18 protein-coding genes are annotated in these 24,228 nt (G+C 72.4%); 6 read left to right on the forward strand and 12 right to left on the reverse strand.

The genetic code is table 11. The annotated features are described in order from the left end of the window. Positions 1–122: 122 nt before the first annotated feature. The 6 genes from ACF1CT_RS10915 to ACF1CT_RS10940 form a co-directional block, all read right to left on the reverse strand. On the reverse strand, positions 123–1,325 hold the full coding sequence (locus tag ACF1CT_RS10915; protein WP_391783489.1) for a S8 family serine peptidase: 1,203 nt from the start codon (positions 1,323–1,325) through the stop codon (positions 123–125). A gap of 439 nt (positions 1,326–1,764) precedes the next feature. After that, entirely contained in the window at positions 1,765–2,811 is a 1,047-nt protein-coding gene (locus ACF1CT_RS10920) for a cytochrome P450 (protein ID WP_391783490.1), read from the reverse strand. 128 nt (positions 2,812–2,939) lie between these two features. Beyond that, positions 2,940–3,293 carry a tryptorubin family RiPP precursor gene (locus ACF1CT_RS10925; RefSeq protein WP_391783491.1) on the reverse strand — a complete coding sequence of 118 codons (354 nt, stop codon included), beginning with the start codon at positions 3,291–3,293 and terminating at the stop codon, positions 2,940–2,942. Between the two features lie 521 nt (positions 3,294–3,814). Beyond that, positions 3,815–5,113 carry an ABC transporter substrate-binding protein gene (locus tag ACF1CT_RS10930; protein WP_391783492.1) on the reverse strand — a complete coding sequence of 433 codons (1,299 nt, stop codon included), beginning with the start codon at positions 5,111–5,113 and terminating at the stop codon, positions 3,815–3,817. Further along, positions 5,113–5,952 (reverse strand): carbohydrate ABC transporter permease, encoded by an 840-nt coding sequence (locus tag ACF1CT_RS10935; RefSeq protein ID WP_391783493.1) that lies wholly within the window; start codon positions 5,950–5,952, stop codon positions 5,113–5,115. Before ACF1CT_RS10935 ends, ACF1CT_RS10930 begins: the two co-directional genes overlap by 1 nt. Continuing rightward, positions 5,949–6,944, reverse strand: coding sequence for a carbohydrate ABC transporter permease (locus ACF1CT_RS10940; protein ID WP_391783494.1), 996 nt, complete (start codon positions 6,942–6,944; stop codon positions 5,949–5,951). The genes ACF1CT_RS10935 and ACF1CT_RS10940 overlap by 4 nt, the downstream gene beginning before the upstream one ends. Before the next feature lie 104 nt (positions 6,945–7,048). On the opposite strand from ACF1CT_RS10940, the gene ACF1CT_RS10945 reads away from it, so the two are divergent. Next, positions 7,049–7,915 carry a phosphotransferase enzyme family protein gene (locus tag ACF1CT_RS10945; protein ID WP_391783495.1) on the forward strand — a complete coding sequence of 289 codons (867 nt, stop codon included), beginning with the start codon at positions 7,049–7,051 and terminating at the stop codon, positions 7,913–7,915. Positions 7,916–7,978: 63 nt separating this feature from the next. Here the strand turns inward: ACF1CT_RS10945 and ACF1CT_RS10950 are convergent, their stop codons facing one another. Both ACF1CT_RS10950 and ACF1CT_RS10955 read right to left on the reverse strand, forming a co-directional pair. After that, positions 7,979–8,707 (reverse strand): 3'-5' exonuclease, encoded by a 729-nt coding sequence (locus tag ACF1CT_RS10950; protein ID WP_391783496.1) that lies wholly within the window; start codon positions 8,705–8,707, stop codon positions 7,979–7,981. An 88-nt stretch (positions 8,708–8,795) separates the two neighbouring features. Then, entirely contained in the window at positions 8,796–10,028 is a 1,233-nt protein-coding gene (locus tag ACF1CT_RS10955) for an SAV2148 family HEPN domain-containing protein (protein ID WP_391783497.1), read from the reverse strand. A gap of 398 nt (positions 10,029–10,426) precedes the next feature. Between ACF1CT_RS10955 and glgX the strand changes: the two genes are divergently transcribed. After that, positions 10,427–12,631, forward strand: a complete 2,205-nt coding sequence (gene glgX, locus ACF1CT_RS10960) for a glycogen debranching protein GlgX (RefSeq protein ID WP_391783498.1) — start codon at positions 10,427–10,429, stop codon at positions 12,629–12,631. Positions 12,632–12,910: 279 nt separating this feature from the next. Continuing rightward, the gene (gene treY, locus ACF1CT_RS10965; RefSeq protein ID WP_391783499.1) at positions 12,911–15,307 is read left to right on the forward strand and encodes a malto-oligosyltrehalose synthase; all 2,397 of its coding nucleotides are present in this window, start codon (positions 12,911–12,913) and stop codon (positions 15,305–15,307) included. A gap of 39 nt (positions 15,308–15,346) precedes the next feature. Here the strand turns inward: treY and ACF1CT_RS10970 are convergent, their stop codons facing one another. Next, entirely contained in the window at positions 15,347–15,913 is a 567-nt protein-coding gene (locus ACF1CT_RS10970; RefSeq protein ID WP_391783500.1) for a DUF1707 and FHA domain-containing protein, read from the reverse strand. Positions 15,914–16,084: 171 nt separating this feature from the next. On the opposite strand from ACF1CT_RS10970, the gene ACF1CT_RS10975 reads away from it, so the two are divergent. After that, positions 16,085–17,038 carry a GNAT family N-acetyltransferase gene (locus ACF1CT_RS10975; RefSeq protein WP_391783501.1) on the forward strand — a complete coding sequence of 318 codons (954 nt, stop codon included), beginning with the start codon at positions 16,085–16,087 and terminating at the stop codon, positions 17,036–17,038. Between the two features lie 47 nt (positions 17,039–17,085). On the opposite strand, the gene ACF1CT_RS10980 is transcribed toward ACF1CT_RS10975, so the two are convergent. Next, positions 17,086–18,546 (reverse strand): GH1 family beta-glucosidase, encoded by a 1,461-nt coding sequence (locus ACF1CT_RS10980; RefSeq protein ID WP_391783502.1) that lies wholly within the window; start codon positions 18,544–18,546, stop codon positions 17,086–17,088. 167 nt (positions 18,547–18,713) lie between these two features. On the opposite strand from ACF1CT_RS10980, the gene treZ reads away from it, so the two are divergent. Further along, complete coding sequence (treZ, locus tag ACF1CT_RS10985; RefSeq protein ID WP_391783503.1) at positions 18,714–20,510, forward strand: malto-oligosyltrehalose trehalohydrolase; 1,797 nt, start codon at positions 18,714–18,716, stop codon at positions 20,508–20,510. 109 nt (positions 20,511–20,619) lie between these two features. Here treZ and ACF1CT_RS10990 read toward each other — a convergent pair whose 3' ends face one another. Further along, positions 20,620–21,747, reverse strand: coding sequence for a M24 family metallopeptidase (locus ACF1CT_RS10990; protein ID WP_391783504.1), 1,128 nt, complete (start codon positions 21,745–21,747; stop codon positions 20,620–20,622). Positions 21,748–22,066: 319 nt separating this feature from the next. Between ACF1CT_RS10990 and fes the strand changes: the two genes are divergently transcribed. Continuing rightward, positions 22,067–23,368, forward strand: a complete 1,302-nt coding sequence (gene fes / locus ACF1CT_RS10995) for an enterochelin esterase (protein WP_391783505.1) — start codon at positions 22,067–22,069, stop codon at positions 23,366–23,368. A gap of 133 nt (positions 23,369–23,501) precedes the next feature. Here the strand turns inward: fes and ACF1CT_RS11000 are convergent, their stop codons facing one another. Beyond that, complete coding sequence (locus tag ACF1CT_RS11000; RefSeq protein ID WP_391783506.1) at positions 23,502–24,134, reverse strand: isochorismatase family protein; 633 nt, start codon at positions 24,132–24,134, stop codon at positions 23,502–23,504. Between the last annotated feature and the right edge of the window lie 94 nt (positions 24,135–24,228).

Genomic DNA, 24,228 nt, shown 5'->3' on the forward strand with positions numbered 1-24,228 from the left:
CCGGGTGGGGTGTGGGCCCCCGCTGCGGCGCCGGCCCCGCCCCCCCCCGGGGGGCCGGGCGGGGGGGCCCGGGGGCCGGGGCGGTGCGGGGGGGCCCGGCCGCGGGCCCGGCCACGGGGCGACTACTCGACGATCTTCAGCAGCTTGTTGGGAGTGCCCGCGGTGGCGTCGGAGATCGCGTCGGGGGTGGCCCCCTCGGTCAGCGCCGTGGCGACCTCGTCCGGGGTGGCGTCCGGGTGCCCGGCGAGGTAGACCGCGGCGGCACCGACGACGTGCGGGGTCGCCATGGACGTGCCGGAGATCGTGTTGGAGGCGTCGTCACTGTCGTTCCAGGCCGACGTGATGTCCGAGCCGGGCGCGTAGATGTCGACGATCGAGCCGTAGTTGGAGAAGTACGACTGCTCGTCGTCCACCGTGGACGAGGCGACGGTGATCGCCTCCGGAACGCGGGCCGGCGAGGTCCCGCTCGCGTCGGAGGAATCGTTTCCGGCGGCCACCGCGAAGGTGACGCCGGAGGCGATGGCCTTCTGGACCGCGGCGTCGAGCGCCTCGTCCGCGCCGCCGCCGAGGCTCATGTTGGCGACGGAGGGGCCCTCGTGGTGGGCGGTGACCCAGTCGATGCCCGCGACGACCTGCTCGGTGGTGCCCGAGCCGGAGTCGTCGAGCACCCGGACGGCGACGATCTTCGCCTTCTTGGCGACACCGTAGGACGCACCGGCGATGGTGCCGGCCACGTGGGTGCCGTGGCCGTTGCCGTCGTCCGCGCTGTCGTCGTCGTCGACGGCGTCGTAGCCGGAGGAGGCCCGGCCCTCGAACTCCTCGTGCGTGGTACGGACACCGGTGTCGATGACGTACGCGGTCACGCCCTCGCCCGCGCTGTCCGGGTAGGTGTACGCGTCGTCGCCGGCGGTCTCGGTCTGGTCGATCCGGTCGAGCCCCCAGGACGGCGGGTTGGTCTGGGTGGCGTCGATGTGGAACTTCTTGTTCTGGACCACCTTGGAGACGGCCGGGTCGGCCGCCATTCGCTTGGCCTCGGTGAGCGAAAGCCCGCTGGCGGAGAAGCCGTTGACGGCGGACGTGAAGTTCCGGTTGAGCTTGCCGCCGTACTTCTTGGCGAGCTTCGACTTGTCGGCCTTGTGGTCCAGCATCACGATGTAGCTGCCCTGGACGGCGGTCGCCGCGTCCGCACCGTAGACGACGCCCATGGTGGGGGCGGGCGACGCTCCGGCGACGGATGTGTTCAGCAGGGTGACTCCGGCCGCCGCGGCCACGGCCGTTATGGCCGCGGTGAGCTTGATCCGGCGTGCACGCTTGTGAATAGCCATGAAGAGGGGTCTCCTCGTCATTCTTTGTGGGGGGATTGGCCCTCGGCCGGAAAATCTCCGGGGGCTGGCTCGAAACCCTCGCCGATTGACGCGCTCAGATCAAGACCTTCTTACGGCTGTGACTTACTCAACAAAGTTTCGTAATAAGAAACCGGCCAGCCGTACCCAAGTCGGGCGCACTCGCCGCAAGCCGGGCCCCGGGACCCCCTGCCGGAGCGGTCGGCACGCTTCGCACCCGGGAAGGCGGGCCCCGTCGCACCGCGTCGGGCACCGAGGAGTCGGCTTGATTCCGACCCGCCTCACCGCACAGCATTTTTGACGATCCGTCATACCTGATGGGCCGGACGCGACGGACTCGGCGCGCCCGGCCCCCACGAGGCGACCGGACAACGGGCCGGGACCGGGCGGGACCGCTCGGGCCGGTCCGGCGGTTCCCGGTTCAGCGCCGGACGACCCGGACCTCGCAGACGCCCATCAGTCCGGCAAGGGGAACACGGGCGGACGTCTGCTCCGGACTCACCGTCAGGCCGCCCCCGCGCAGCATGTCGAGCAACATCTCCGCGAGCGGCATCACCATGTGCCTCCCCCAGCAGCGCTCCGACACGTGACCGAACGGGAGGTACCCGGGATGGTCCTCGGGATCGAGTCCGTCCCAGCGCTCGGGACGGAACTCCTCGGGGTCTTCCCAGAGCGCGGGGTCACGGTGACTCAGCAACGGCAGGATCAGCACGTCGTCGGCCGCGCCGATCCGGGGGTCGAGAGCGGGGTACTCGCAAGACGCCTTCCGCAGGACGTTCCAGGAGGGCGGCAGCAGCCGCATCGCCTCGTGGAGGATGTTCCGGTTCGGCACGTCGTCGGCGAACGGCGATCCGAGCCAGAGCGCGTTGGCGACGAGCGTCGAGACCGTGAAGCAGACCGGGGCCGCCGCCCTGCGGTACAGGCCCATCGCGTAGCGACGGTCGCCGTAGTTGCGGGCCTCGGCGGTCAGTCCCGCGATGGCGGACACGGCCGCACCGGGACGGAGCCGTCCGGGCAGCGCCGCTCCCGTGGCGATGACCGTCCAGGTGAGCTTGGGCGTCAGTTCCAGCGCGCGGTCCATGAGGACGCGCAGCCGGTAGGGGTCGGCGCCGAGCACGAGGTCGCGCAGGAACACGTGGCCCACGTGCGGCCACTCCCCGGTGAGGTCGACCCCTTCCGGAAGGGGCTTCTTCAGGGCTGCCCGCACATCACGGCCGATGGCCCGCATGACCGTGGACGCCTCGGCACGGGGGATGGAGCGCCCGTGCAGCGGCTTGAAGGTGGGCCGTTCGTCCTCGGCGGCCGGCCTGGCGGCGAGGATCCGGTCGGCCAGCACGGCCCCCGCGACACCGACGGTGCCGGGGTCCAGGCGGAAGACCTCCTCGCCCTGATGGTCCCGCAGGAGCGCCTGAAGCCTCGGCGCGAAGACGACGTCCCGGGCACGACTGCCGGTACCGGATATGTGCATCGATGGTCTCCAAGAAGCGGGAGGGCCCGCGCCCGGCGGGCCGATGAGGCCTCGCCGGACACGGACCCGAATCGACGAACCGCGCCCTTCGGTCGGATGGACCGATTTCGTCGGCTCGGGACAGCCCTTTAGTACCAGTGGTACCAGGCGTACGCCTTCAGGCTCTTCTCCGGCGTCAGCTTGTCCTTGAGCGAGAAAAGGAACTTCAAATCAACACCTCCATCTTTACCTTTAATTTGCACTACCGAGGGCGCCAATCGGGCCGAGCAACGACGACAATCCCCCGCCTCGGACCGGGAATTCTGCGCCCTTCGCCGCCGAAAAGAGTGAAACCCGACGCGAAAGACATTGTCAATGCCATGTTTTTCGGCGCGCCCGAATCGCGGTGAAACGGGAGATCCGCACCGGGGCGGTCGCCGCCCCGAAACAAGCAGGAGGAAACGACAGAAAAGCGGCGGCTCACTCGATCCCCCCGACGTCACCGAACCCGCAGAGCGGCACGGAACCGACCGGTAAGGGCGTCGACAAGAGGGCGCCGCCCTACCCTGCCACCTCCCGGAACACAAGAGGCTGAAAAGTTGAATTCACTCTCATAAACGACTGAATCGCCGACTTCAGGAATATCGCGGGAAGCCATCCGGGCGAGCAGCACCGGAGTAGCGGCGGAGCAACCCCACCGAGCGGGCACCCCAAAGAAACGTACCGGTCGGTAAGGAATTTCCCGTAGTCCCTGCCGGATCGGCGTGCGGCATCGGACGCGGTGCATCGTAAGGCGGAGAACGCCCGAATACCGGATGTACTCGGGCGTTCCGGCGACACGGCGAGGTGCCGTGGCCGTCGCCGCGCACCCGCCGGGGAATCGCGGGAAGGCCATGGAGCGAAAGGAACACCGGGAGGAAAACCGTTTGGCTGATGAAACGGACTCGCCCGGCGGGAGCGCGGCGGGCCCGCCCACCGCCGCGTACGGCGTTCCGGGCGCGGCGGTGAACGGCCCGCCGGCGGTTCAGCGTTGGTAGCGGGCCAGCACCCGGTTCCCGTCGTCGACCAGACGTCTCCTCAGTTCCCCGGCGTCGATCGCGCCGCTGTAGTACTCCTGGAGGGCGGGAGTGGCGATCTTGTCCTTCCACTCCGGGTAGCCGCGGACCGACTGGGCCGGTGCGGGCCGCAGCCCCTTCGCGACGGCGACACCGGTGGCCCAGCCGTACCGGTCGGTGTGCAGCGCCGGATCGGCGAGGGCCGCGGTGCCGGTCGGGAGCATCCAGTCCCCTTTGGCGAGCCGCACCATGTTCGCCGGTCGCAGCAGGAAGTCGATGAACCGCGCGGCCTCCTTCTTGTGCGGACTGGCCTCCGCGACGGACAGGGTCTGCGGGCTCACCCCCTGAACGGCTCCGCCACGCCCCGCGGGGGCCGGAAGGACCGTCCACTCGAATCCCTCCGGGGCCTGCTCCGCGATCTGCTGACGGTACGAGAAACCGAGCGGGACCATCGCGTACTTGCCGCCGAAGAAGCCGGGAAGGGTGTCCGAGCCGCCCATGCCGAGCGCGCTGCGGGCGGCGCTGCGGTCGGTGCCGATCTGATCGTGGAGGGTGTCCGGGACGGTCCGGTCGCCCTCCTCCGACCGGATGGTCACCTTGCCGTCCGGTCCCCGGTGGAAGAGCCGGCCGCCCGCGGAGAGCCCGAGATTGAGGGTGACGGAGACGGGTTCCTTGAGCGGCCAGGCGATGCCGTACCTCCCGTCGCCCGTCAGCCTCTTGGTGACCTCGCGGAACTCCGCCCAGCTCCAGGGGCGGTCGGGGGTCGGGATACGGGCCCCCGACGCCTTCAGGAGCTTTGTGCTGGCGATCAGCACCCGGGGTTCCTGGAGGAACGGCACCCCGTGGACACCGTCGCCGAACGTCGTGGTGCGCCAGCTCTCCCGCGGGATGTCGGCGGTCAGCCGGTCGGTCAGGAACGGCCGCAGGTCGGCGAGGTATCCGCCGTACGCGAAGTCGGCGAGGTCGTCGGAGGCGTCGTGGATGACGTCCGGCGCCTCGCCGCCCTCGAACGAGGTGAGCAACTGGTCGTGGACGGTGTCCCAGCTGCCCTGGACGTAGCGGACGTGGATGTCGGGGTGGGCTTCGTTCCACTCCTCCACAAGTTGCCTGTTGGCCTCGACCGACTCCTTCTGCCAGGCGAGCGACTGGAAGCGGATCTCCACCCGTCCCCCGGCTCCCGAGCCGTCGTCCGTTCCCGCGCAGCCGCTCAGCAGCAGGGCCAGCACAGTGGCCGCGGCGGCCACCGCCCGTCGTGACGGAGCACGCATCAGCTCTTCACCGCCCCGGCCAGCATGGAGCCCGAGATCCGCCTCTGGACGACCGCGAAGACGACGAGTGAGGGCAGCGTCGCGAGGAACGCGGCGGCGGCCAGCGGCCCGAGGTCGGCGGCGCCCTCCGCGCCGATGAAGTGGGTCAGCACGACCGGCAGGGTCTGCTTCTCCGGCGACTTGAGCAGGACGAGCGCGAAGAAGAACTCGTTCCAGGCGGTGACGAACGCGAAGAGCGCGGTGGCGACGATGCCGGGGGCGAGCAGCGGGGCCGTGACCGAGACGAGCGTCCGCAGCCGGCCCGCCCCGTCGACCGCGGCGGCCTCCTCCAGTTCCACGGGCACCGCCCGTACGTATCCGGTCAGCATCCACAGTGCGAAGGGCAGCGCCCAGACCGCGTACACCAGGATCAGCCCCCACAGGGTGTTGATCAGGCCGAGCCGCTTCAGGATCAGGAACAGCGGGATGATCAGCAGGACGAGCGGGAACGCCTGGCTGACCACGACCCAGCCGGTGGCGGCCGTCGACAGCCGGGAGCGGTGGCGGGCCGTCACATAGGCCATGGGGGTGGCGACGACGATCGCGACGAGGGCCGCGCAGCTCGCGGCGATCAGCGAGTTGGCGGCTGCCCGGATCAGGGGCTGTTCGTCGAAAGCGCTGCGGAAGTTGTCCAGCGTCGGGTGCTCGGGGATCCAGGTCGGGTGCAGCGAGCCCAGCTCCCGTCCCGGTTTGAAGGCGGTGGAGATCAGCCACAGGAACGGGAACGCCAGCAGGACGAGGTAGCAGAGCAGGGCGGCGTACTGTCCGGCGCGTACGGATCGCCGGGGGGCCCGGTTCACCGATCCTCACCTCCCCCGAGCCGGCCGACGAGGTACACCGCGAGGAGCACCGCGATCACCGCGACCATCACGCAGCCCATCGCGGCGGCGTAGCCGAACTGCCCGTAGCGGAAGGCCTCCTCGTACGCGAAGAGCATCGGCAGCCGGGTACGGCCGCCGGGACCGCCGTTGGTCAGCACGTAGACCAGCGCGAAGGAGTTGAAGTTCCAGATGAAGTTGAGCGCGGTGATGGCCAGCGCGACCGGTCTGAGCACCGGCCAGGTGACGGTGCGGAAGCGGCGCCAGGCTCCGGCTCCGTCCAGCGCCGCCGCCTCGTGGAGTTCGTGCGGGGTGTTCTGGAGTCCGGCCAGGAGGGCGACGGTGGTCTGCGGCATACCGGCCCAGACCCCCACCACGATCGCGGCGGGCAGGGCCGTGGCGAGTCCTCCGAGCCATGCCCGGCCCTCGCCCAGGCCGAGGCCGCGGATCATCTCGTTGAGGACGCCCGCGTCCGGGTGGTAGACGAGCCGCCACATGATGCCGACGACGACCTCGGGCATCGCCCACGGGATGATCGCCAGCGCACGTGCCAGCCAGCGCATCCGCAGGTTCTGGTCGAGCAGCAGGGCGAGACCGAGCGCGAGGACGAACTGCGGGACGGTGACACCGACCGCCCACAGCAGGCCGATCCGGAAGGACTCCCAGAAGAGGGTGTCGTGCAGCAGGTCCTGGAAGTTGAGCAGGCCCACCCACTGGGTGGAACGGGTGCGGCCGGACTGGGCGTCCGTGAAGGCGAGCGCGAGGCCGTACAGGAGCGGGCCGACGCTGAGGATCAGGATCGGGATCAGCGCGGGCAGCACCAGGAACCAGGCACCGGCGCTCCGGCCGGTCCGTCGCGGCGAGCCCGCACGCAGACCACCGCCCCTGCCACCGCCACCGCCACCAAGGGGAGCAGGTCTCCCTTTTTGTGCGATTGCACTCGCTGATGTCACGAATGGGCCCCCTTGCGTCATTCGATCGGTTTCGAACCGTTCTGGCCGCTCAGGTGGCCCCCGTCATCGTGCTGACGGCCCCTCCGTCCGTCAACCCGGCCCGCGCGGATGCGAAAATCGGAACCATGGACGATATGCGTGCGCGTGAGGTATTGGTCGCCGCCGGTCTGCCCGGCGACGCGGAACTGCTCGCGCTGGGCGAGAACGCGGTGTTCGCCGTGGACGACCTGGTGGTCAAGGTCGGGCGGGACGCCGTGCGCAGCCCGGAGCTGCGGGACCGGGCCGAGCGCGAGGTGGCGGTCGCCCGTTGGCTCGCCGCCTCCGGGGTCCCCGCCGTCCGGGCCGCGGAACCCGGGGTACGGCTGGTGGACGGCCATCCGGTGACGTTCTGGCACCGGTTGGCACAGGCCGTGCGCCCGGCGGAGCCCCGGGATCTGGCGGGGCTGCTGACCCTGGTGCACGCGTTGCCCGCACCGGAGGACTTCACCCTTCCGCGCCGTGAACTGCTGGGCGGTGTCGAACGCTGGCTCCGGCTCGCGGGCGACGCGATCGACCCGGCCGACGCCGACTACCTGCGGCAGCGCCGCGACGGCTTCGCGGCGGCCGCGTCAGCTCTGGTCCCCCGTCTGCCGCCCGGCCCGATCCACGGCGACGCCCTCCCGCGCAATGTCCACGTAGGCCCCGACGGACCGGTCTTCGTCGACCTGGAGACCTTCTCGGCGGATCTGCGTGAGCACGACCTGGTGGTGCTCGCGCTGTCCCGGGACCGGTACGGGCTGGCGGCCGAGGCGTACGACGCCTTCACCGCCGCGTACGGCTGGGACGTGCGGGAGTGGGACGGATGTGCCGTGCTGCGCGGGGCCCGGGAGACGGCGAGCTGCGCCTGGGTGTCCCAGCACGCGCCGACCAACCCGAAGGCGCTCGCGGAATTCCGGCGCCGGGTCGCCTCGCTGCGCGAGGGCGACACCTCGGTGCGGTGGTATCCGTTCTGAGGGAGAAGCGCCCCGCGCCGACGGAGCCCGGCCGGTGCGGCGCGGTCCGGTGGGCGCGGTCCGTCAGCCGGCCACCCGGGCCGGCTCGCGCAGCGGCCAGTGGCCGTCGACCACCGCGTCCGCGGTGCCCTTGCGGCGCAGGAACCGCTGGAAGTCGGCCGCCCATTGCGCGTACCACTCCACCTGGCGCTCGTGCAGTTCGGCGGCGGTGAGCTCGGCCACCGAACCGTGCCGCTCGGCTATCGCGTGGGCCACCCGGACCGCGGCCAGCGCGTCCGCCCCCGCGTCATGGGCCCCGCCGTGCACCACGCCGTACTCGACACAGACCGCTTCGAGGGTCCGCTTGCCCTTGCGGTAGCGGTCGACGGCCCGGTCGATGGTGTACGGGTCGATGACCGGCCCGATCCCCGCCCCGTCGAGCCGATCGCTCAGCGACGGCAGCCCGTGCCGCCGCAACTCGGCCGTCAGCAGGGTCAGGTCGAAGGCCGCGTTGTACGCGACGACCGGCACCCCTTGCCGCCAGTGGCCGGTCAGTGTCTCGGCGATCTCGTCCGCGACCTCGCGCACCGGCCTGCCCTCCGCCGCCGCCCGCTCGTTGCTGATGCCGTGGATCGCCGACGCCTGCGCGGGGATCCGGATCCCCGGATCCGCCAGCCAGGCGCGCTGCCGCACCGGCTCCCCGCCCCGGCCGACGACGCCCACGACCGCGGCCGTCACGATCCGCGCCTCCAGCGGCTCCGTGCCCGTCGTCTCCAGGTCGAAACCGACAAGCGGCTCCCGGTCCCAACTCATCGGGTACCTCCTTCGTGGTGCTCCCCCAAGTGGTGACCACCCTCGCACGCGCCACTGACAACGGACGGACGGCCCCCGGGGCCCTTCCTCAGGAGACGGGCCGGGAGTCCGTCCACACGGACTCGAACTCCTCCCGGTAGGTCTCGAAGAGGCCGTGCTCGCTCTCCTGGCCCGCGCGGACCACCGCTCGCCCGCCGCCCCGCAGCACCAGCACCGGCGCCTCCATGCCACGCGCCCGGCGCAGGTACGGCTGCACGACCCCGACCGCGTCCGTCCCGTCGCCGTCCACGAGATAGGCGGTGAAGCGCGGGGTCTCGTCGAAGACGTGGATCTCGAACGCTCCGGGATCCCGGAGCCGGGAACGGACCCGGCGCATATGGAGGATGTTCATCTCCACGGACCGGCTCAGCTCGCCCTTCTTGAGGCCCAGCTCCCGCTCCCGTCGCTTGACCGCGCTGCTCGCCGGGTTGATGAACAGCAGCCGGACCCGGCACCCCGACTCCGCCAGCCGGATCAGCCGACGGCCGGAGAAGTTCTGCACCAGCAGGTTGAGTCCTATGCCGATCGCGTCCAGGCGGCGCGATCCGCCGAAGAGGTCCTCGGCGGGGAGCTGGCGCTGGAGCCGCACCCGGTCGGGGTGGACGGAGACCACGTCCGCGTAGCGGTCGCCGACCAGTTCCTCGACGGCGTCGACCGGAAGCCGGTCGGCCGACGGGACCGAGGCCCCGCCGCCCAGGATCTCCAGGAGCCGGGCGGAGGCGCGCTCGGCCTGGGCGAGGACCGCCTCGTTCAGGGCGCGGTTGCGGGAGACCACGTTGCGGGCGACCTCCAGCTCGTCGAGCGCCAGCTCGACCTCGCGGCGGTCGTCGAAGTAGGGCTCGAAGCACGGCCAGTGCTGGACCAGCAGCTCGCGCAACTGGGGCAGCGTGAGGAAGCTGAGGACGTTGTCGTCGGCCGGGTCCAGCAGATACCCCTTGCGGCGGGACACCTCCCGCACCGCGACGGCCCGCTGCACCCACTCCTGCCCGGCGGGTCCGGCCGCGGCCACCACCCAGTCCTCGCCGTGCACCGGCTCGTAGATGGGCCGGAGCACCGCGGCGACCACGGCGCGCAGCCGCTGCTCCACGAGATTCAGCCAGATGTAGGCACGCCCTGCCCGCTGGGCGCGGGTCCGCACCTCGCTCCAGGCGTCCGCTCCCCAGTCCAGTTCCGCGCCGATCTCCACGGGCCGGGCAAGTGAGACCGCCCCTGGTGGGGCATCGGTGGATTCCCCCTCGTGACCTGTGTCACCCGGGGGCAGCTCGAACCCTTCCGAGCTCACCCGCGCACCGCCTTCCACTCCCCCACCAACGATCAAGGAAGGGTACTCCGGGAGCGCGATCCGGTGCAGCCGGATGCACAGGCTCCTCATTGCAACTCCCCATGGCCACACAAGGGTTCCCGACGGCGAGATGGGGCGTAGTGAGCGGATTCATAGTGATTGGACCCTCCGCCCGCGGCTTCGTACCGGGCCCGGAGCGGCTTTCGCCGGCGCGATCCCGGTTCCGGGGGGCGACACGGAGAGGACCGATGTTGACCGGACCGTGCGACGTCCTAGGAAGCCGCACCTCTTTCAGGGAAGATTCGGTGGAGATCCGCTCGAACAGCGCATAAGCCCCATCCCCAAGCCCCGAACCCCAAGCCCCAGGAACGCGGATCAGAAGGGGAAGAGTCGAAGCCATGCAGGTCTGGCCGGGACAGGCGTACCCCCTCGGTGCCACGTACGACGGCGCCGGGACCAATTTCGCGGTCTTCTCGGAGGCCGCTCACCGAATCGAGTTGTGCCTGCTGCACGACGACGGTTCCGAGACGGCGGTGGAGCTCAGGGAGACCGATGCCTTCGTCCGTCATGCCTATCTGCCGGGGGTGATGCCCGGCCAGCGGTACGGATTCCGGGTCCACGGACCGTACGAGCCCGAGCGCGGTGTCCGCTGCAATTCGGCGAAGCTGCTGCTCGACCCGTACGCCAGGGCCGTGGCCGGGCAGATCCGGTGGGGCGAGGCGGTGTACGGCTACCCGTTCGGCCGGCCGGACGCGCGCAACGACCTCGACTCGGCGCCGCACACCATGACGTCGGTCGTGGTGAACCCGTACTTCGACTGGGGCGACGACCGGCGGCCCCGTACCGACTACCACCGCACGGTGATCTACGAGGCCCATGTGAAGGGCCTGACGATGCTCCATCCGGCGCTGCCGAAGGAGCTGCGCGGGACGTACGCGGGGCTGGCCCATCCGGAGGTCATCGCCCACCTCACGGAACTGGGCGTCACGGCGATCGAGCTGATGCCCGTTCACCAGTTCGTCCAGGACCACCGGCTGGCGGACGCCGGGCTCGCCAATTACTGGGGTTACAACACCATCGGTTTCTTCGCCCCGCACAACGCCTACGCCTCCTGGGGCGACCGCGGCGAACAGGTGCTGGAGTTCAAGCAGGCGGTACGGGCACTGCACCAGGCGGGCATCGAGGTGATCCTCGACGTGGTCTACAACCACACCGCCGAGGGCAACCACCTGGGTCCGACGCTCTCCTTCCGGGGGCTGGACAACGCGTCCTACTACCGGCTCGCGGAGGACCAGCGGTACTACATGGACACCACGGGGACCGGGAACTCCCTGCTGATGCGGTCGCCGCACGTGCTCCAGCTGATCATGGACTCGCTGCGGTACTGGGTCACGGAGATGCACGTGGACGGCTTCCGCTTCGATCTCGCGGCCACACTGGCCCGGCAGTTCCACGAGGTGGACCGGCTGTCGTCGTTCTTCGACCTGGTGCAGCAGGACCCGGTGGTCAGTCAGGTGAAACTGATCGCCGAGCCGTGGGACGTCGGCGAGGGCGGCTACCAGGTGGGCAACTTCCCGCCGCTGTGGACCGAGTGGAACGGGAAGTACCGGGACACCGTGCGGGATCTGTGGCGGGGCGAGCCGAGAACCCTCGCCGAGTTCGCCGGACGGCTCACCGGGTCGTCGGACCTGTACCAGGACGACGGGCGGCGGCCGCTCGCCTCGATCAACTTCACCACCTGCCACGACGGATTCACGCTGCACGACCTGGTCTCGTACAACGACAAGCGCAACGACGAGAACGGCGAGGGCAACCGGGACGGCGAGAGCCACAACCGGTCGTGGAACTGCGGCGCGGAGGGCGAGACGGACGACCCCGGTGTCCTGGCGCTGCGCGAGCGCCAGATGCGGAACTTCATCGCCACACTGATGCTGTCCCAGGGCGTACCGATGCTGAGCCACGGCGACGAGTTCGCCCGCACCCAGCGCGGCAACAACAACGCCTACTGCCAGGACAGCGACCTGTCATGGGTGCACTGGCCGGAACCGGCCGACGCCGCGCGCAGCGGCCCGCAGGACGGTGCCGGGGACGCCTCGGCGGGGGACGACGCCCCGGGCGACGGTCCGGGTGAGGGCGACGGGCTGGGCAGCAGTCTGCTGGAGTTCACCCGGGCGATGGTGTGGCTCCGCCGGGACCATCCGGTCTTCCGGCGTCGCAGGTTCTTCCACGGCCGCCCCGTCGAGGGCACGCACGACGAGCTGTCGGACATCGCGTGGTTCACCCCCGGGGGCCGGGAGATGACCCAGCGGGACTGGCAGGCCGCGCACGCCAGGGCGCTGACGGTCTTCCTCAACGGCCACGCGATCTCGGAGCCGGGGCCGCGCGGCGAGCGGATCTTCGACGACTCCTTCCTGCTGATGTTCAACGCGGGCGCCGAGACGCTGGACTTCTCCGTCCCGGTGAATCACGGCCGGCAGTGGATGGTGGTCGTCGACACGGCCCGCCCCGCCGGGGTGCTGCCCCGCTCCGGGCCGAGGGTGGCGGCGGGCGAACGGGTGACGCTGGTCGGGCGGAGCATGGCGGTGCTCCAGCGGCCGGCGTGAGGGCCGTCCGGTGATCCGTGGTGGATCGGCGCGCGGCGTCGGATGCGGTGCGCCGCAAGGCGGAGGGCATCGACATAGTGGACACATGCGGACGTTCCGACGGCGCGGCGGGGTGCCCGGTGCTCTGACCGGGGGTGTCCGGCGGTGCGCCGGCGGCAGTCCGGACCCGGTCGTGGTGGGGTTCGGGCGCCCGCGGGCGCGGGCCCGGCGACACCGCCGGTCGTGCCCTTTGCGGCGTTCCGTGACACATGGGGCCGTGAGCCGGGTACGTAACGGCGCATGACGCCCACCGCCACCTATCGGCTCCAGCTCCAGCCCGACTTCCCGTTCTCGGCCGCCGAGGACGCCGTTCCGTATCTCGCCGCGCTCGGGGTCTCGCACCTGCATCTCTCCCCGGTCCTGGAGGCGGTGCCGGGGTCCCGGCACGGCTACGACGTCGTCGACCACGGCCGGGTGCGTGCCGAACTCGGCGGCGAGGAGGGTCTGCGGAGACTTGCCGGGACGGCGCGGCGGCACGGTCTCGGCCTTGTCGTGGACATCGTGCCGAACCACATGGCGGCCGTGCCCCACCTGAACCGCGCGCTCTGGGAGGTGCTGCGCGAGGGGCCCGGCTCGGCGTACGCGCGCTGGTTCGACATCGACTGGGAGGCGGGCGGCGGCAAGGTCCTGCTGCCGGTGCTCGCCGGGCGGATCGGCGACGAGCTCGGCGCGTTCCGGGTCGACGGTGAGGTGCTGCGCCACGGCGGGCAGGAGTTCCCGCTGCGGTCCGGCACCGGGCGTCTGCCGCTCCCGGAGCTGCTGGACGCCCAGCACTACCGGCTCTGCTGGTGGCGGCTGGCCCGTACCGAGCTGAACTACCGCCGGTTCTTCACCATCTCCGGTCTCATCGGGGTACGGGTGGAGGACCCGGAGGTCTTCGCCGCCACCCACGGCAAGATCCTCGAACTGGTCCGGGACGGGGTGATCGACGGGCTGCGCGTCGATCACCCGGACGGGCTCGCCGATCCCGCCTCCTATCTCGACCGGCTCGCGGCCGCCGCCGCCGGGCGGTGGACGGTCGTCGAGAAGATCCTCACCGGTGACGAGCGGCTGCCCGCCGACTGGGTCGTCGCGGGCACGACGGGGTACGACGCCCTGCACCGGGTCGACGGCCTCTTCGTCGATCCGATGGGCGCCGCCGAACTGATCGGTCGCTACCGGGAGTACGCGGGGCCCGCCGCGGACCGGGGCGGGTCCTGGGCCGCGACCGTGCGGCGGGCCGCGTACCGGGTGGTGACGCACGACCTGGCCGCCGAGACGGGGCTGCTGACCCGGCTCGCCGAACGGGTCTGCGCCGAGGACCCCGCGCTGCGCGACCACGCGCCGTGGGCGCTGCACACCGCGATCCGCGAACTGCTCGTCCGGATGCCGGTCTACCGGGCGTACGTGACGGCCGGCGGCCCCTGTCCCGAGACGGCCGCGGAGACCCTGCCGGAGGTGGTCGTGCGGGACGCGAAGGCGGCGTTCACGGTGGCTGAGGAGGCGGCGGCCGTGGACGTGGTGCGGGATCTGGCACTGGGGCGGCTGGGCGCCGGGCCCGACCGGGCGGCGTTCTGCGCCCGGTTCGCCCAGACGGCGTCGGCGCTGCGTGCCAAGTCGGTGGAGGACACGGCGTTCTACCGGTATGTTCCGCTGGTCTCGGCGAACGAGGTGGGCGGCGATCCCGGCCGCCCGGCCGTGACGCCCGAGGAGTTCCACGCGTTCTGCGCCCGGCTTGCCCGCGACCGGCCGACCACGGGCACGGCGCTGACCACGCACGACACCAAGCGGAGCGCGGATGTCCGGGCCCGGATCGCGGTGCTGTCGGAATGTCCGGAGCAGTGGTCCTGGCTGCTGGTCGAACTGGGCCGGATCACCCCGGCGTCCCCTCCCGACGCGCAGTTCGCCTGGTCGGCCTGGCAGACGGCCCTGGGCTGCGCGGGGCTGCCTGCCGGGGAGGCGGTGGGCCGGCTGGAGCCGGCGCTGCTGAAGGGGGTCCGGGAGGCGGGCCTGTGCACCGGCTGGACCGAGCACGACCCGGGCTACGAGCGGGCGGTGACGGACTTCGTGGCGGCGGGACCGGCCTCGGACGGAGGTCCGGTGCGCGAGATGCTGGACCGGTTCGCGGGCACGCTCGATCCGTACGTGCGGGCCAATGTGCTGGGCGCGGCGCTGGTGCAGCTGACGATGCCCGGGGTGCCGGATCTGTACCAGGGCACGGAGGAGGAGTACGTGGCGCTCGTCGATCCGGACAACCGGCGGCCGTTCCGGCGGCCGTCCGAGGGCGCCGCCCGCGGCGAGAAGGGCGAGGTCACCGCGGTGGCGTTGCGGTTGCGGCGCGAGCGGCCCGAGGTGTTCGGCGCGTCGGGCACGTACCTCCCGCTGGGCGCGAGCGGCCCGGCGGCCCCGCACTGTCTGGCGTTCTGCCGCTCGGGCGAGGTGGTCACGGCGGTGACCAGGCTGTCGTTGCGGCTGGCGGAGTCGGGCGGCTGGCACGGCACGGAGCTGGCGCTGCCGGACGAGGGGCCGTGGACCGATCTGCTGACACCCGGCCGGAAGTTCGCCGGGGAGTCGGTGGCGACGGCCGACCTCTTCGCCGAACGGCCGGTGGCGCTGCTCGTCCGGGCGGGACGGGAAGGGGATCCGGGCCTCGGGTGAGTGGACCGGGGGGTGCGGTGTGCCGCTCGCGAGAGGCTCTCAGGCGGGGGGTTCGGGGACGGGGGCGGAGAGCCGGAAACTCATCCGGCCGAAGCTCACCTGGTCCCCCTCGCGGACCGGAACCGTCCCGATGACCCGTTCCCCGTTGACGCAGGTGCCGTTGGTCGAGCCGAGGTCGCGGAGCGTCCAGCGTCCTTCCCGGGCGGTCAGCTCGGCGTGCAGCCGGGAGACGGTCTCGTGGGTGAGCCGCAGGCCGTTGCCGGGGTCGCGGCCGATCAGCAGGGGGTGCGGGCTCGGGACGGGGAGGAGGAGCTTGGGCAGCCGCTCGGTCCGCCAGACCCGGCGCACCCGGCCGGGGAAGCCGGACACCCCGCCCACGACCTTGAGTATCCGGCGCGACAGACCCCCTTCGTCCTCCAGGTCGGCGGTGAGCGCCGCCAGCTCCTCCGGGCCGCGGGCGACGAGTGCGAGTTCCATGCGGCGCAGGAAGGTGTCGTGGGACAGCCTGCCCTGTGCGGCGCCGTCTCTGAGTACGCCGAGGACACGGTCGCGCTGGGCGTCCGACAGCCGCGCGGGGTACGTGTGGGACTCGAAGGGGGACGTCACGGGGCCAATTGTCGGCCGGACCGCCCCGGAGTGTCCAGAAGAAGCCCGCCGCCCGGTCCCGCGCCCGCCTCGGAAATTGCCCGGCGGCGCGGCGGCGGCGTTGCTACTGTCACCGGCCGCGGGCCGCGCCGCGATCCGCGGGCGGCCCTCCGTACACGTTCAGGAGACCTTGTGCCCCAGGCTTCACAGGAACTGATCATCCGTCCGCTGGCGGGCCCGCACGAACTCGGGCTCTTCCGCGGGCTGTCGTATCTGCTCGATCCCGAACTCGCCGAGGACCTGTCGAGCGGCCGTCGCCGCCCGGGGTGGATGTGGGTGGCCCTGCGCGGCGAGCACGTGGTGGCCCGGCTCGCGTGGTGGAGCCGGGACGGGTCCGCGCCCCTGCTCCTCGACGTCTTCGACGTGGACGACGCCCTGCCCGCCCCGGAGCGCGAGGAGGCCGGCCTGCGCCTGGTGGAGACGGCGACGGCCTCGGTGGTACCGGCCGGCGTGCCGCGGCCCGAGTACGGCCGGTACGTGCCGTCCGACTGGCGCGAGGACCCCGCCGTCCGCGAGAGCGTGGAATCCCGGATCCGGGTGATGGAACGCTCGGGTGCGCGGATGCTGGTGGAGCGGCTGCGTCTGGAGTGGCGTGCCGGTACGCCGGTTCCCCCGGACACCGGTCGGCTGCGGTTTCGGGCGGTGGCCGGACGGGAGGATCTCCTCACGCTGATGACGTCGGTGATGGAGGGCACGCTGGACGCCCACGGCCGGGCCGACCTGGCGTCCGGGCTCAGTGCCCGCGAGGCGGCCGAGAAGCACTACGACGAGGAGCTGGCGGGGTACACCACGCCCCGGGAGTGGTGGCGGATCGCGGAACTCCCGGACGGTGATCCGGTCGGCTTCGTGATCCCGGCGCGCAACGACTACAACCCGATCATCGCGTACATCGGCGTGCTGCCCGGCCGGCGCGGCCACGGCTATGCCGACGACCTTCTCGCGGAGGGGACCCGGACGCTGGCCGGGCAGGACGGTGTGGAACGGATCCGGGCCTCGACCGACCTCGGGAACGTCCCGATGGCACGGGCCTTCGCGCGCCTCGGATATGTGAACTTCCAGCGCTCCTTCGACATGGTCTGGGGCTGACGTCGACGGCCGTCCCGGTGACGGCCGTCCGGTGCCCGTTCTCCCCGTCAGGCGTGCCCGGCCGCCCCGGCCTGCCGGTTCTTCTGCGCGCGGATCAGGTCGCGGTACCAGCCGTAGGAGTCCTTGGGGGTGCGGCGCAGGGTCTCGTAGTCGATGTGGACCAGGCCGAACCGCTTGCTGGCGCCCTCGATCCACTCGACGTTGTCGGTGAGCGACCAGGTGAAGTAGCCGCGGACGTCGACGCCCGCGTCGATGGCGGTGCGCAGGGCCTTCAGGTGTCCTTCGAGGTAGGCGATGCGGCGGGTGTCCCGGGTGGGCTCGTCGACGGCGCAGCCGTTCTCGGTGATGTAGAGCGGCGGGAGCCGGTCGCCGAAGCGGGTGTGCAGCTGGACGAGGGTTTCGCGCAGGCCGTCGGGGACGACGGGCCAGCCGAAGTCGGTCTTCTCGTAGCCCTCTATCTCGCGGATTCCGAAGGGGAGTTCGGCGGGCATCTCGAAGCCCGCGAAGGAGTCCAGGGCCTGCGGGGCGGGCGCGCCGACGAGCGTGGGGTTGTAGTAGTTGACGCCGTACCAGTCGAGCGGGGCGGAGATGGTCGCCAGGTCGTCCTGGACCGGGCCGGGCATCAGCGCGGCGATGTTCTCGTCGGGGTAGCGGCCGGTGAGGAGGGGGTCGGCGAACAGCCAGTTGGTGACCGTGTCGTACAGCTCGGCGCCGAGACGGTCCTCGTCGCTGTCCCCGGCGGTCCAGACCGGGGTGTGCGAGAGGGCGACGCCGATGTTGTCGGCGCCCGCGCCGCGCAGGGCGCGCACGGCAAGGCCGTGGGCGAGGAGCTGGTGGTGGGCGGCGGGCAGGGCGTCGAAGAGGAGGGTGCGGCCCGGTGCGTGCTGCCCGAGGGCGTAGCCGAGCAGGGTCACCTCGGCCGGTTCGTTGATGGTGATCCACATCGGGACGCGGTCGGCGAGGCGTTCGGCCACGATGCCCGCGTACTCGGCGAAGCGGTAGGCGGTGTCCCGGTTGAGCCAGCCGCCCGCCTCGTCCAGCGGCAGCGGGGTGTCCCAGTGGTAGAGGGTGGGGGCGGGTGTGATGCCGTGGGCGCAGAGTTCGTCGACGAGGCGGTCGTAGAAGTCGAGGCCCTGCGGGTTGACGGCCCCGCTGCCGCCGGGCACCACGCGCGGCCAGCTGATGGAGAACCGGAAGGCGTCGGCGCCGAGCCCGGCCAGGAGCGCGACGTCCTCGCGGTAGTGCTGGTGGAAGCCGGTTCCGCGGGTGGTGTCGGTGCCGTCCTTGATCCGGCCGGGCCGCGCGGCGAAGGCGTCCCAGCCGGAGGGACCCTTGCCGTCGGTGTCGGACGCCCCTTCGGTCTGGAAGGCGGAGGCAGAGGCTCCCCAGAGGAACCCGGGCGGGAACACCGGCACGGTCGACGCCGGGTCGTCCAGCGGGGCGTTCGGGCCCGTGACGTCCGGCGGTGCCACGTTCGACGCCGGGACGTTCAGCGGTGGCACGGTCATCTCGGCCTCCACAGCCGTAAGAGGGAGTGCGTATTGAGCGGAACCAGGCGGGGCAATGATCAGAACCAGACCTTAATCGTCAGTAACGGGCTCGATCCAGTGTCGTGAGTCAGTCGTCGCGGCTGCCGCCGACGATGGGCGCGAGGCGAGAACACGAGGAGCGTTGCATGCTGTTCGAGGTATGGGCACCGGAGGCGGAATCGGTCGACCTGCGACTGGCGGGTGCGCGGCGGCCGATGGCGCGCGACGCGGAGCGGGCCGGCTGGTGGACGGTCGAGGCGGAGGCGTCGGACGGGGACCGTTACGGATTCGTCCTGCGCGGGGGCGACGACGGGCACGGCGCGGGCGACACGGGCGGGGGGCGGGTGCTGCCCGATCCGAGGTCGCGCCGGCAGCCGGACGGGCCGGACGGCGAGAGCGCCGTCGTCGACCACTCGGCGTACGCCTGGCGCGGCGGGTGGGCGGGGCGGGGGCTCCCCGGCGCGGTCCTGTACGAACTGCACATCGGCACGTTCACCGAGGAGGGCACCTTCGACGCCGCCGCGGCCCGGCTCGGCCATCTCGCCCGACTGGGCGTCACCCATGTGTCGCTGATGCCGGTGTGCCCGTTCCCCGGCACCCACGGCTGGGGGTACGAGGGGGTGTCGCTGTGGGCGGTGCACGAACCCTACGGCGGTCCGGAGGGGCTGAAGCGCTTCGTCGACACGGCGCACGGCCTGGGGCTGGCGGTGGTCCTGGACGTGGTGCACAACCACCTGGGCCCGTCCGGCAATCACCTCCCGGCCTTCGGCCCGTACTTCACCGACACCCACCACACGCCGTGGGGCGCGGCCGTCAATCTCGACGCCCCGGGTTCGGACGAGGTGCGGGCGTATCTGCTGGGCAGCGCGCTGGCCTGGCTGCGGGACTACCGGCTCGACGGGCTGCGGCTGGACGCGGTCCACGCGCTTGCCGACTCGCGGGCGCTGACCTTCCTGGAGGAACTGTCCGCGGCGACCGACGCGCTCGCCGCGGAGCTCGGCCGCCCGCTCTCGCTGATCGCCGAGTCCGACCGCTGCGATCCGCGCACGACGACGACGCGCGATGCGGGCGGCATCGGACTGCACGCCCAGTGGAACGACGACTTCCACCACGCCCTGCACACCGCGCTCACCGGTGAGTCCCAGGGCTACTACGCGGACTTCGCCGCCGCTCCGCTCGCCGCCGTCGCCAAGACGGTGACCAGCGTGTTCTTCCATAACGGTACGTACTCCGGATTCCGCGGCCGGAGCCACGGCCGCCCGGTCGACATCGTCCGCACCCCGGCCCACCGGTTCGTCGGCTACGCCCAGAACCACGACCAGATCGGCAACCGGGCGCGGGGCGACCGGCTCTCCGCCGCCCTCTCCCCCGGCCTGCTGGCCTGCGCCGCCGCGCTCGTGCTGACCGGTCCGTTCACCCCGATGCTGTTCATGGGCGAGGAGTGGGGCGCCGGAACTCCCTGGCAGTTCTTCACCGACCACACCGATCCGGTGCTCGCCGAGGCGGTCCGCACCGGCAGACGCCGCGAGTTCGCGGCCCACGGCTGGGCGGCTGGCGACGTCCCCGATCCGCAGGACCCGGACACCCGGAATCGCTCCTGCCTGGACTGGGGCGAACCGGAGCGGGAGCCGCACGCCCGTCTGCTCGCCTGGTACCGCGAGCTGATCGCCCTGCGCCGCAATCTGCCCGACCTCTCCGACCCGGACCTGGCGTCCGTGCGCACCGCCTTCGACGAGCGGGCACGCTGGCTGGCGTACCGGAGGGGCGATCTGCGGATCGCCGTCAACCTCGCCGGGGAGCCGGCCACGATCCCGTTGGGCGGCGGCCGGCGTCGGCGCGGCGCGGGCAGGGTGGTGGCCGCGTGGGAACCGGTCGAGGCGCCGGGGAGCGACGGGCTGCTGCGGCTGCCGCCCCGGTCGTGCGTGCTGCTGGCCGACGACTGACGGCACGGCCGGAACCGTGCGGGGCGGGACCACTCGCGCGGCCGGAAGCCCCGGGGCGCCCGCCCGCCCCGGGTGGTGCGACCGGAAGGGTTCACCGGCCCGTGGCCCACTACTCGACGACGGCCAGTTCGCGGGCGGTGGTGTTGAGGCGGCGGCCGCCGTCCTCGGTGACGGTCACGATGTCCTCGATCCGGACACCGAACCGCCCCGGCAGGTAGATGCCGGGCTCCACGGAGAAGCACATGCCGGGAACCAGCGGCAGTTCCTCGCCCTCGATCATGTACGGCGGTTCGTGGGTGGTGACGCCGATGCCGTGGCCGGTGCGGTGGATGAAGCGCTCGCCGTAGCCGAACTCGGTGATGACGGCGCGGGCCGCCCGGTCGATCTCCTGGCAGGCGACGCCCGGCCGGACCGCGTCGCAGCCCGCCCGCTGCGCCTCGCGCACGATGTCGTGGACGCGCCGCTCCTCGGCGGTGGGGTCGCCGACGTGGACGGTGCGGGAGGTGTCGGAGCCGTAGCCGTGCTTGAGGCCGCCGAAGTCGAGCACCACCATGTCGCCCCGCTCGATGGTGCGGTCGCCCGCCTCGTGGTGCGGGTTGGCGCCGTTCGGGCCGGAGCCGACGACGGTGAAGTCGACCTGGGAGTGCCCGAATCGCCTGAGCAGGCCGGCGAGTTCGGCGGCGATGTCGGTCTCCTTGCGGCCGGAGAAGCGCACCTTGAGGATCTCCTCGTAGGTGGCGTCGGCGGCGGCCCCGGCCGCGGCGATCCGCTCCAGTTCGTGGGCGTCCTTCACCGCGCGGAGCATGGGCAGCGCCTCGGTGAGGGAGACGTACGAGGTGTCCGGGAGCGCCCGGTGGAGTCCCAGCAGGTGCATGGCCCAGGCGTTGTCGCTGATCCCGAACCGGCCCCGGCCGTCCAGCAGCGGGGAGGTGACGGCGTACGGGTCCGTGCCGTCGGTCCAGTCCCGCAGTGTGACGGCCGGGGCCCCGGCGGCCTCCGCGGCGTCCGGGGCCTCCAGCGTCGGGACGACGAGCACCGGGTCACGGCCGGGCACGAGGACGAGCAGGGTGAGGCGCTCGGTGTTCACGGGCCGGTAGCCGGTGAGGTGGACGAGGTCGGGTCCGGGGGCGATCAGCACGCCCGCGAGTCCGGCCTCGGCGGCGGCGTCGGCGGCGCGCGCCATCCGGGCCCGGTAGTCGTCGGCGGTGAACGGTGCGGGCTGGTTCGGGCTGGGCATGCGGACCTCCTGGCGACGCGACACGGCGTACAGCATCCTGCCCGGACGCACCGGTCGACGCGAGCGGGCCGACGGGACCGGGCGGGGCGGGGCAGTGCGGGTTGGAGCGGAGGTGGGGCGGGGCGGGGCCGAAAGGAGCCGGGGGGCCGGTCCCGCGACGCTGTCGGCGCACCGAGCGGCGGGCGGCCTCGCCGCGCGGACCCGTGCGGGCCCGCGCGGCCGCGGGCGGATGGCGCGCGGACCGAACACCCGCACCCCGGAAGGTAAGGTGAGCCTTACCTTCCCTTCCCGTCGTCCGCGCTTCTCCTGGAGGCCGCCCATGGCCGTGCCCGCGCCGCCCACCGGCACGCCCCGTCGCCCGCCCCGCGCCCCACGCCCCGAGCCCGTGCCCAGGGCCACCAGTGCCCGGGTCGCGGAGCTGGGCCGCGGGGTGTCCGAGGAGGACTTCTGGCGGGCGGTCCGCCGGGAGGGCACCCCGCTCGCCGAACCCGACCCGGCGGGCCGCGAGGACCACGCCGTCGTCACCTTCCTGTGGCGGGGCACGGATTCGACCCGTGCCGTCCGGGTGATGCCGAACAAGGTCGGCGACCCGGACGATCCCGCCGGGAATCTGATGGACCGGGTGCCGGGCACCCGGGTGTGGCACTGGTCGGTGCGGATGCGCCGGGACTGGCGGGCGACGTACGCGCTGGGCGTCGACGAGGGCGACGCCCCGCCCGATGCGCACCCGGGCGACGCGGCGGCCGGCGGTGCGCGGCCGTGCGCCCGCCGGCGCGACGACCCGCTCAACCCACGGACGCTGGCCAGCCGTTGGGGCGGCGAGCCGGTGTCGTACCTGGAGCTCCCGGACGCGCCGCGCGGCGACGACTGGGGGGAGCGGGCGGGGGTCGGGCGTGGCACGGTGAGCGTGCACGACGTCCCGAGCCGCCTGCTCGGCGCCGGACGTCGGGTCTGGCTGTACGAGCCGCCGGAACACGGCGGGCGGGGGAATCGCTCGGCCGGGCTCCCCGTCCTGGTGCTGCTCGACGGCGAGATGTGGCAGCCCGGTCTCGGCGTCGCCACGCTGTTGGACAACCTCATCGCCGACGGCCGCCTCCCGCCGCTCGTCGCGCTGCTGCCCGATTCCGTCGACGCGTCGACCCGGTGGGAGGAACTCGCCTGCGCGGAGCGCTTCGTCGGCTTCCTCCGTGACGAACTGCTCCCCTGGGCGGCCGGGCGCCTGCCGTTGACCGCCGATCCGGCGCGGACGGTCGTCGCGGGGCAGAGCCTCGGCGGCCTGACCGCCGCGTACGCCGCCGTCGCCGCACCGGAACGGTTCGGGGCGGTGCTCGCCCAGTCCGGCTCGTTCTGGTGGCCGAACGACACGGCCGCCGAGTGGCTGACCGGGGTGATCGCCCGGTCGGAGCGGCTGCCGGTGCGGTTCTGGTTCTCGGCGGGAGAGCAGGAGTGGGTGGCCCTGCCCGCCAACCGGCGACTGCGCGACACCCTGGCCGTCCGGGGGTACGACGACGCGGTGTACCGCGAGTTCAACGGCGGTCACGACTACCTGTGCTGGCGCACCGAACTCGCGGACGGGCTGACCGGACTGCTGGCGCGGCCCGACGCGCGACGGCCCGCGTGACGCCGCGCGGCCGTGGGCCGGGCCTGTCCGTCAGCCCGCGCCGCGCGTCCGTCCCGCCGTCCGCCCGGACGCCCGGTACGCCACGAACGGGCCGGATTCCGGGAGGACGGGTCCGGACGTCCGGCGGCGCCGGTCAGTTCGCCCCCAGCAGCGCGTCGGTGGTGGTGACGGCGGCGCACTGTCCGGCCGCCCAGCGCAACGCGATGTCGTGGTCCTCGCGCGAGAAGTCGGCGACGGCGTCGGCGACGAGGAAGGTCTGGACGTCGTGCGTCCAGGCGTCACAGGCCGTCACCATCACACCGATGTGCGCGTACACACCGGCGACGACCAGTTGATCGCGGCCGAGTTCCCGCATCCGGCCGAGCAGTCGTGTCCGGGCGAAGGCGCTGTACTTCCGTTTGGTCAGCACGGTGTCGCCGACCTGCGGCGTCACCGCCGCGGGGATCGCGCGGGCGTACGGGTCGCCGGGCAGGCCGGGGCCCCAGAAGTCCTGTTGCAGTCCGCGTTGCGCCGGTGAACGGCCGCCGGGCTGGACGGAGTAGACCACGGGGATGCCCAGCTTCCGCGCACGGCCCGTCAGTCTTCCCGTGTTGGCGAGGAGTTCGACGAGCGGTGAGGCGTCCGGTGTGAACGCGCCGAGGAAGTGGTTCTGCAGATCGTGCACGAGCAGCAGGGCCCGCCGCGGGTCCGGGGTCCAGGCGACGCGGTTGGCGGGCAGTTCGTCGGCGGCGGGCATGGCGTAGGCGGCGATGGCGGGAAGTGCCACGGCGGAAGCCTTTCGGTGGTGCCGGTGCGGTGCGCCGGGAGCGGGGCTCCGCGACGTCGTGCGTGGGGGCCGCGCCCCGTGTCCTGCGCCCCGT

Origin of the sequence: Streptomyces sp. NPDC014734, from assembly GCF_043083325.1 — a bacterium.
Classification (GTDB): Bacteria; Actinomycetota; Actinomycetes; order Streptomycetales; family Streptomycetaceae; genus Streptomyces.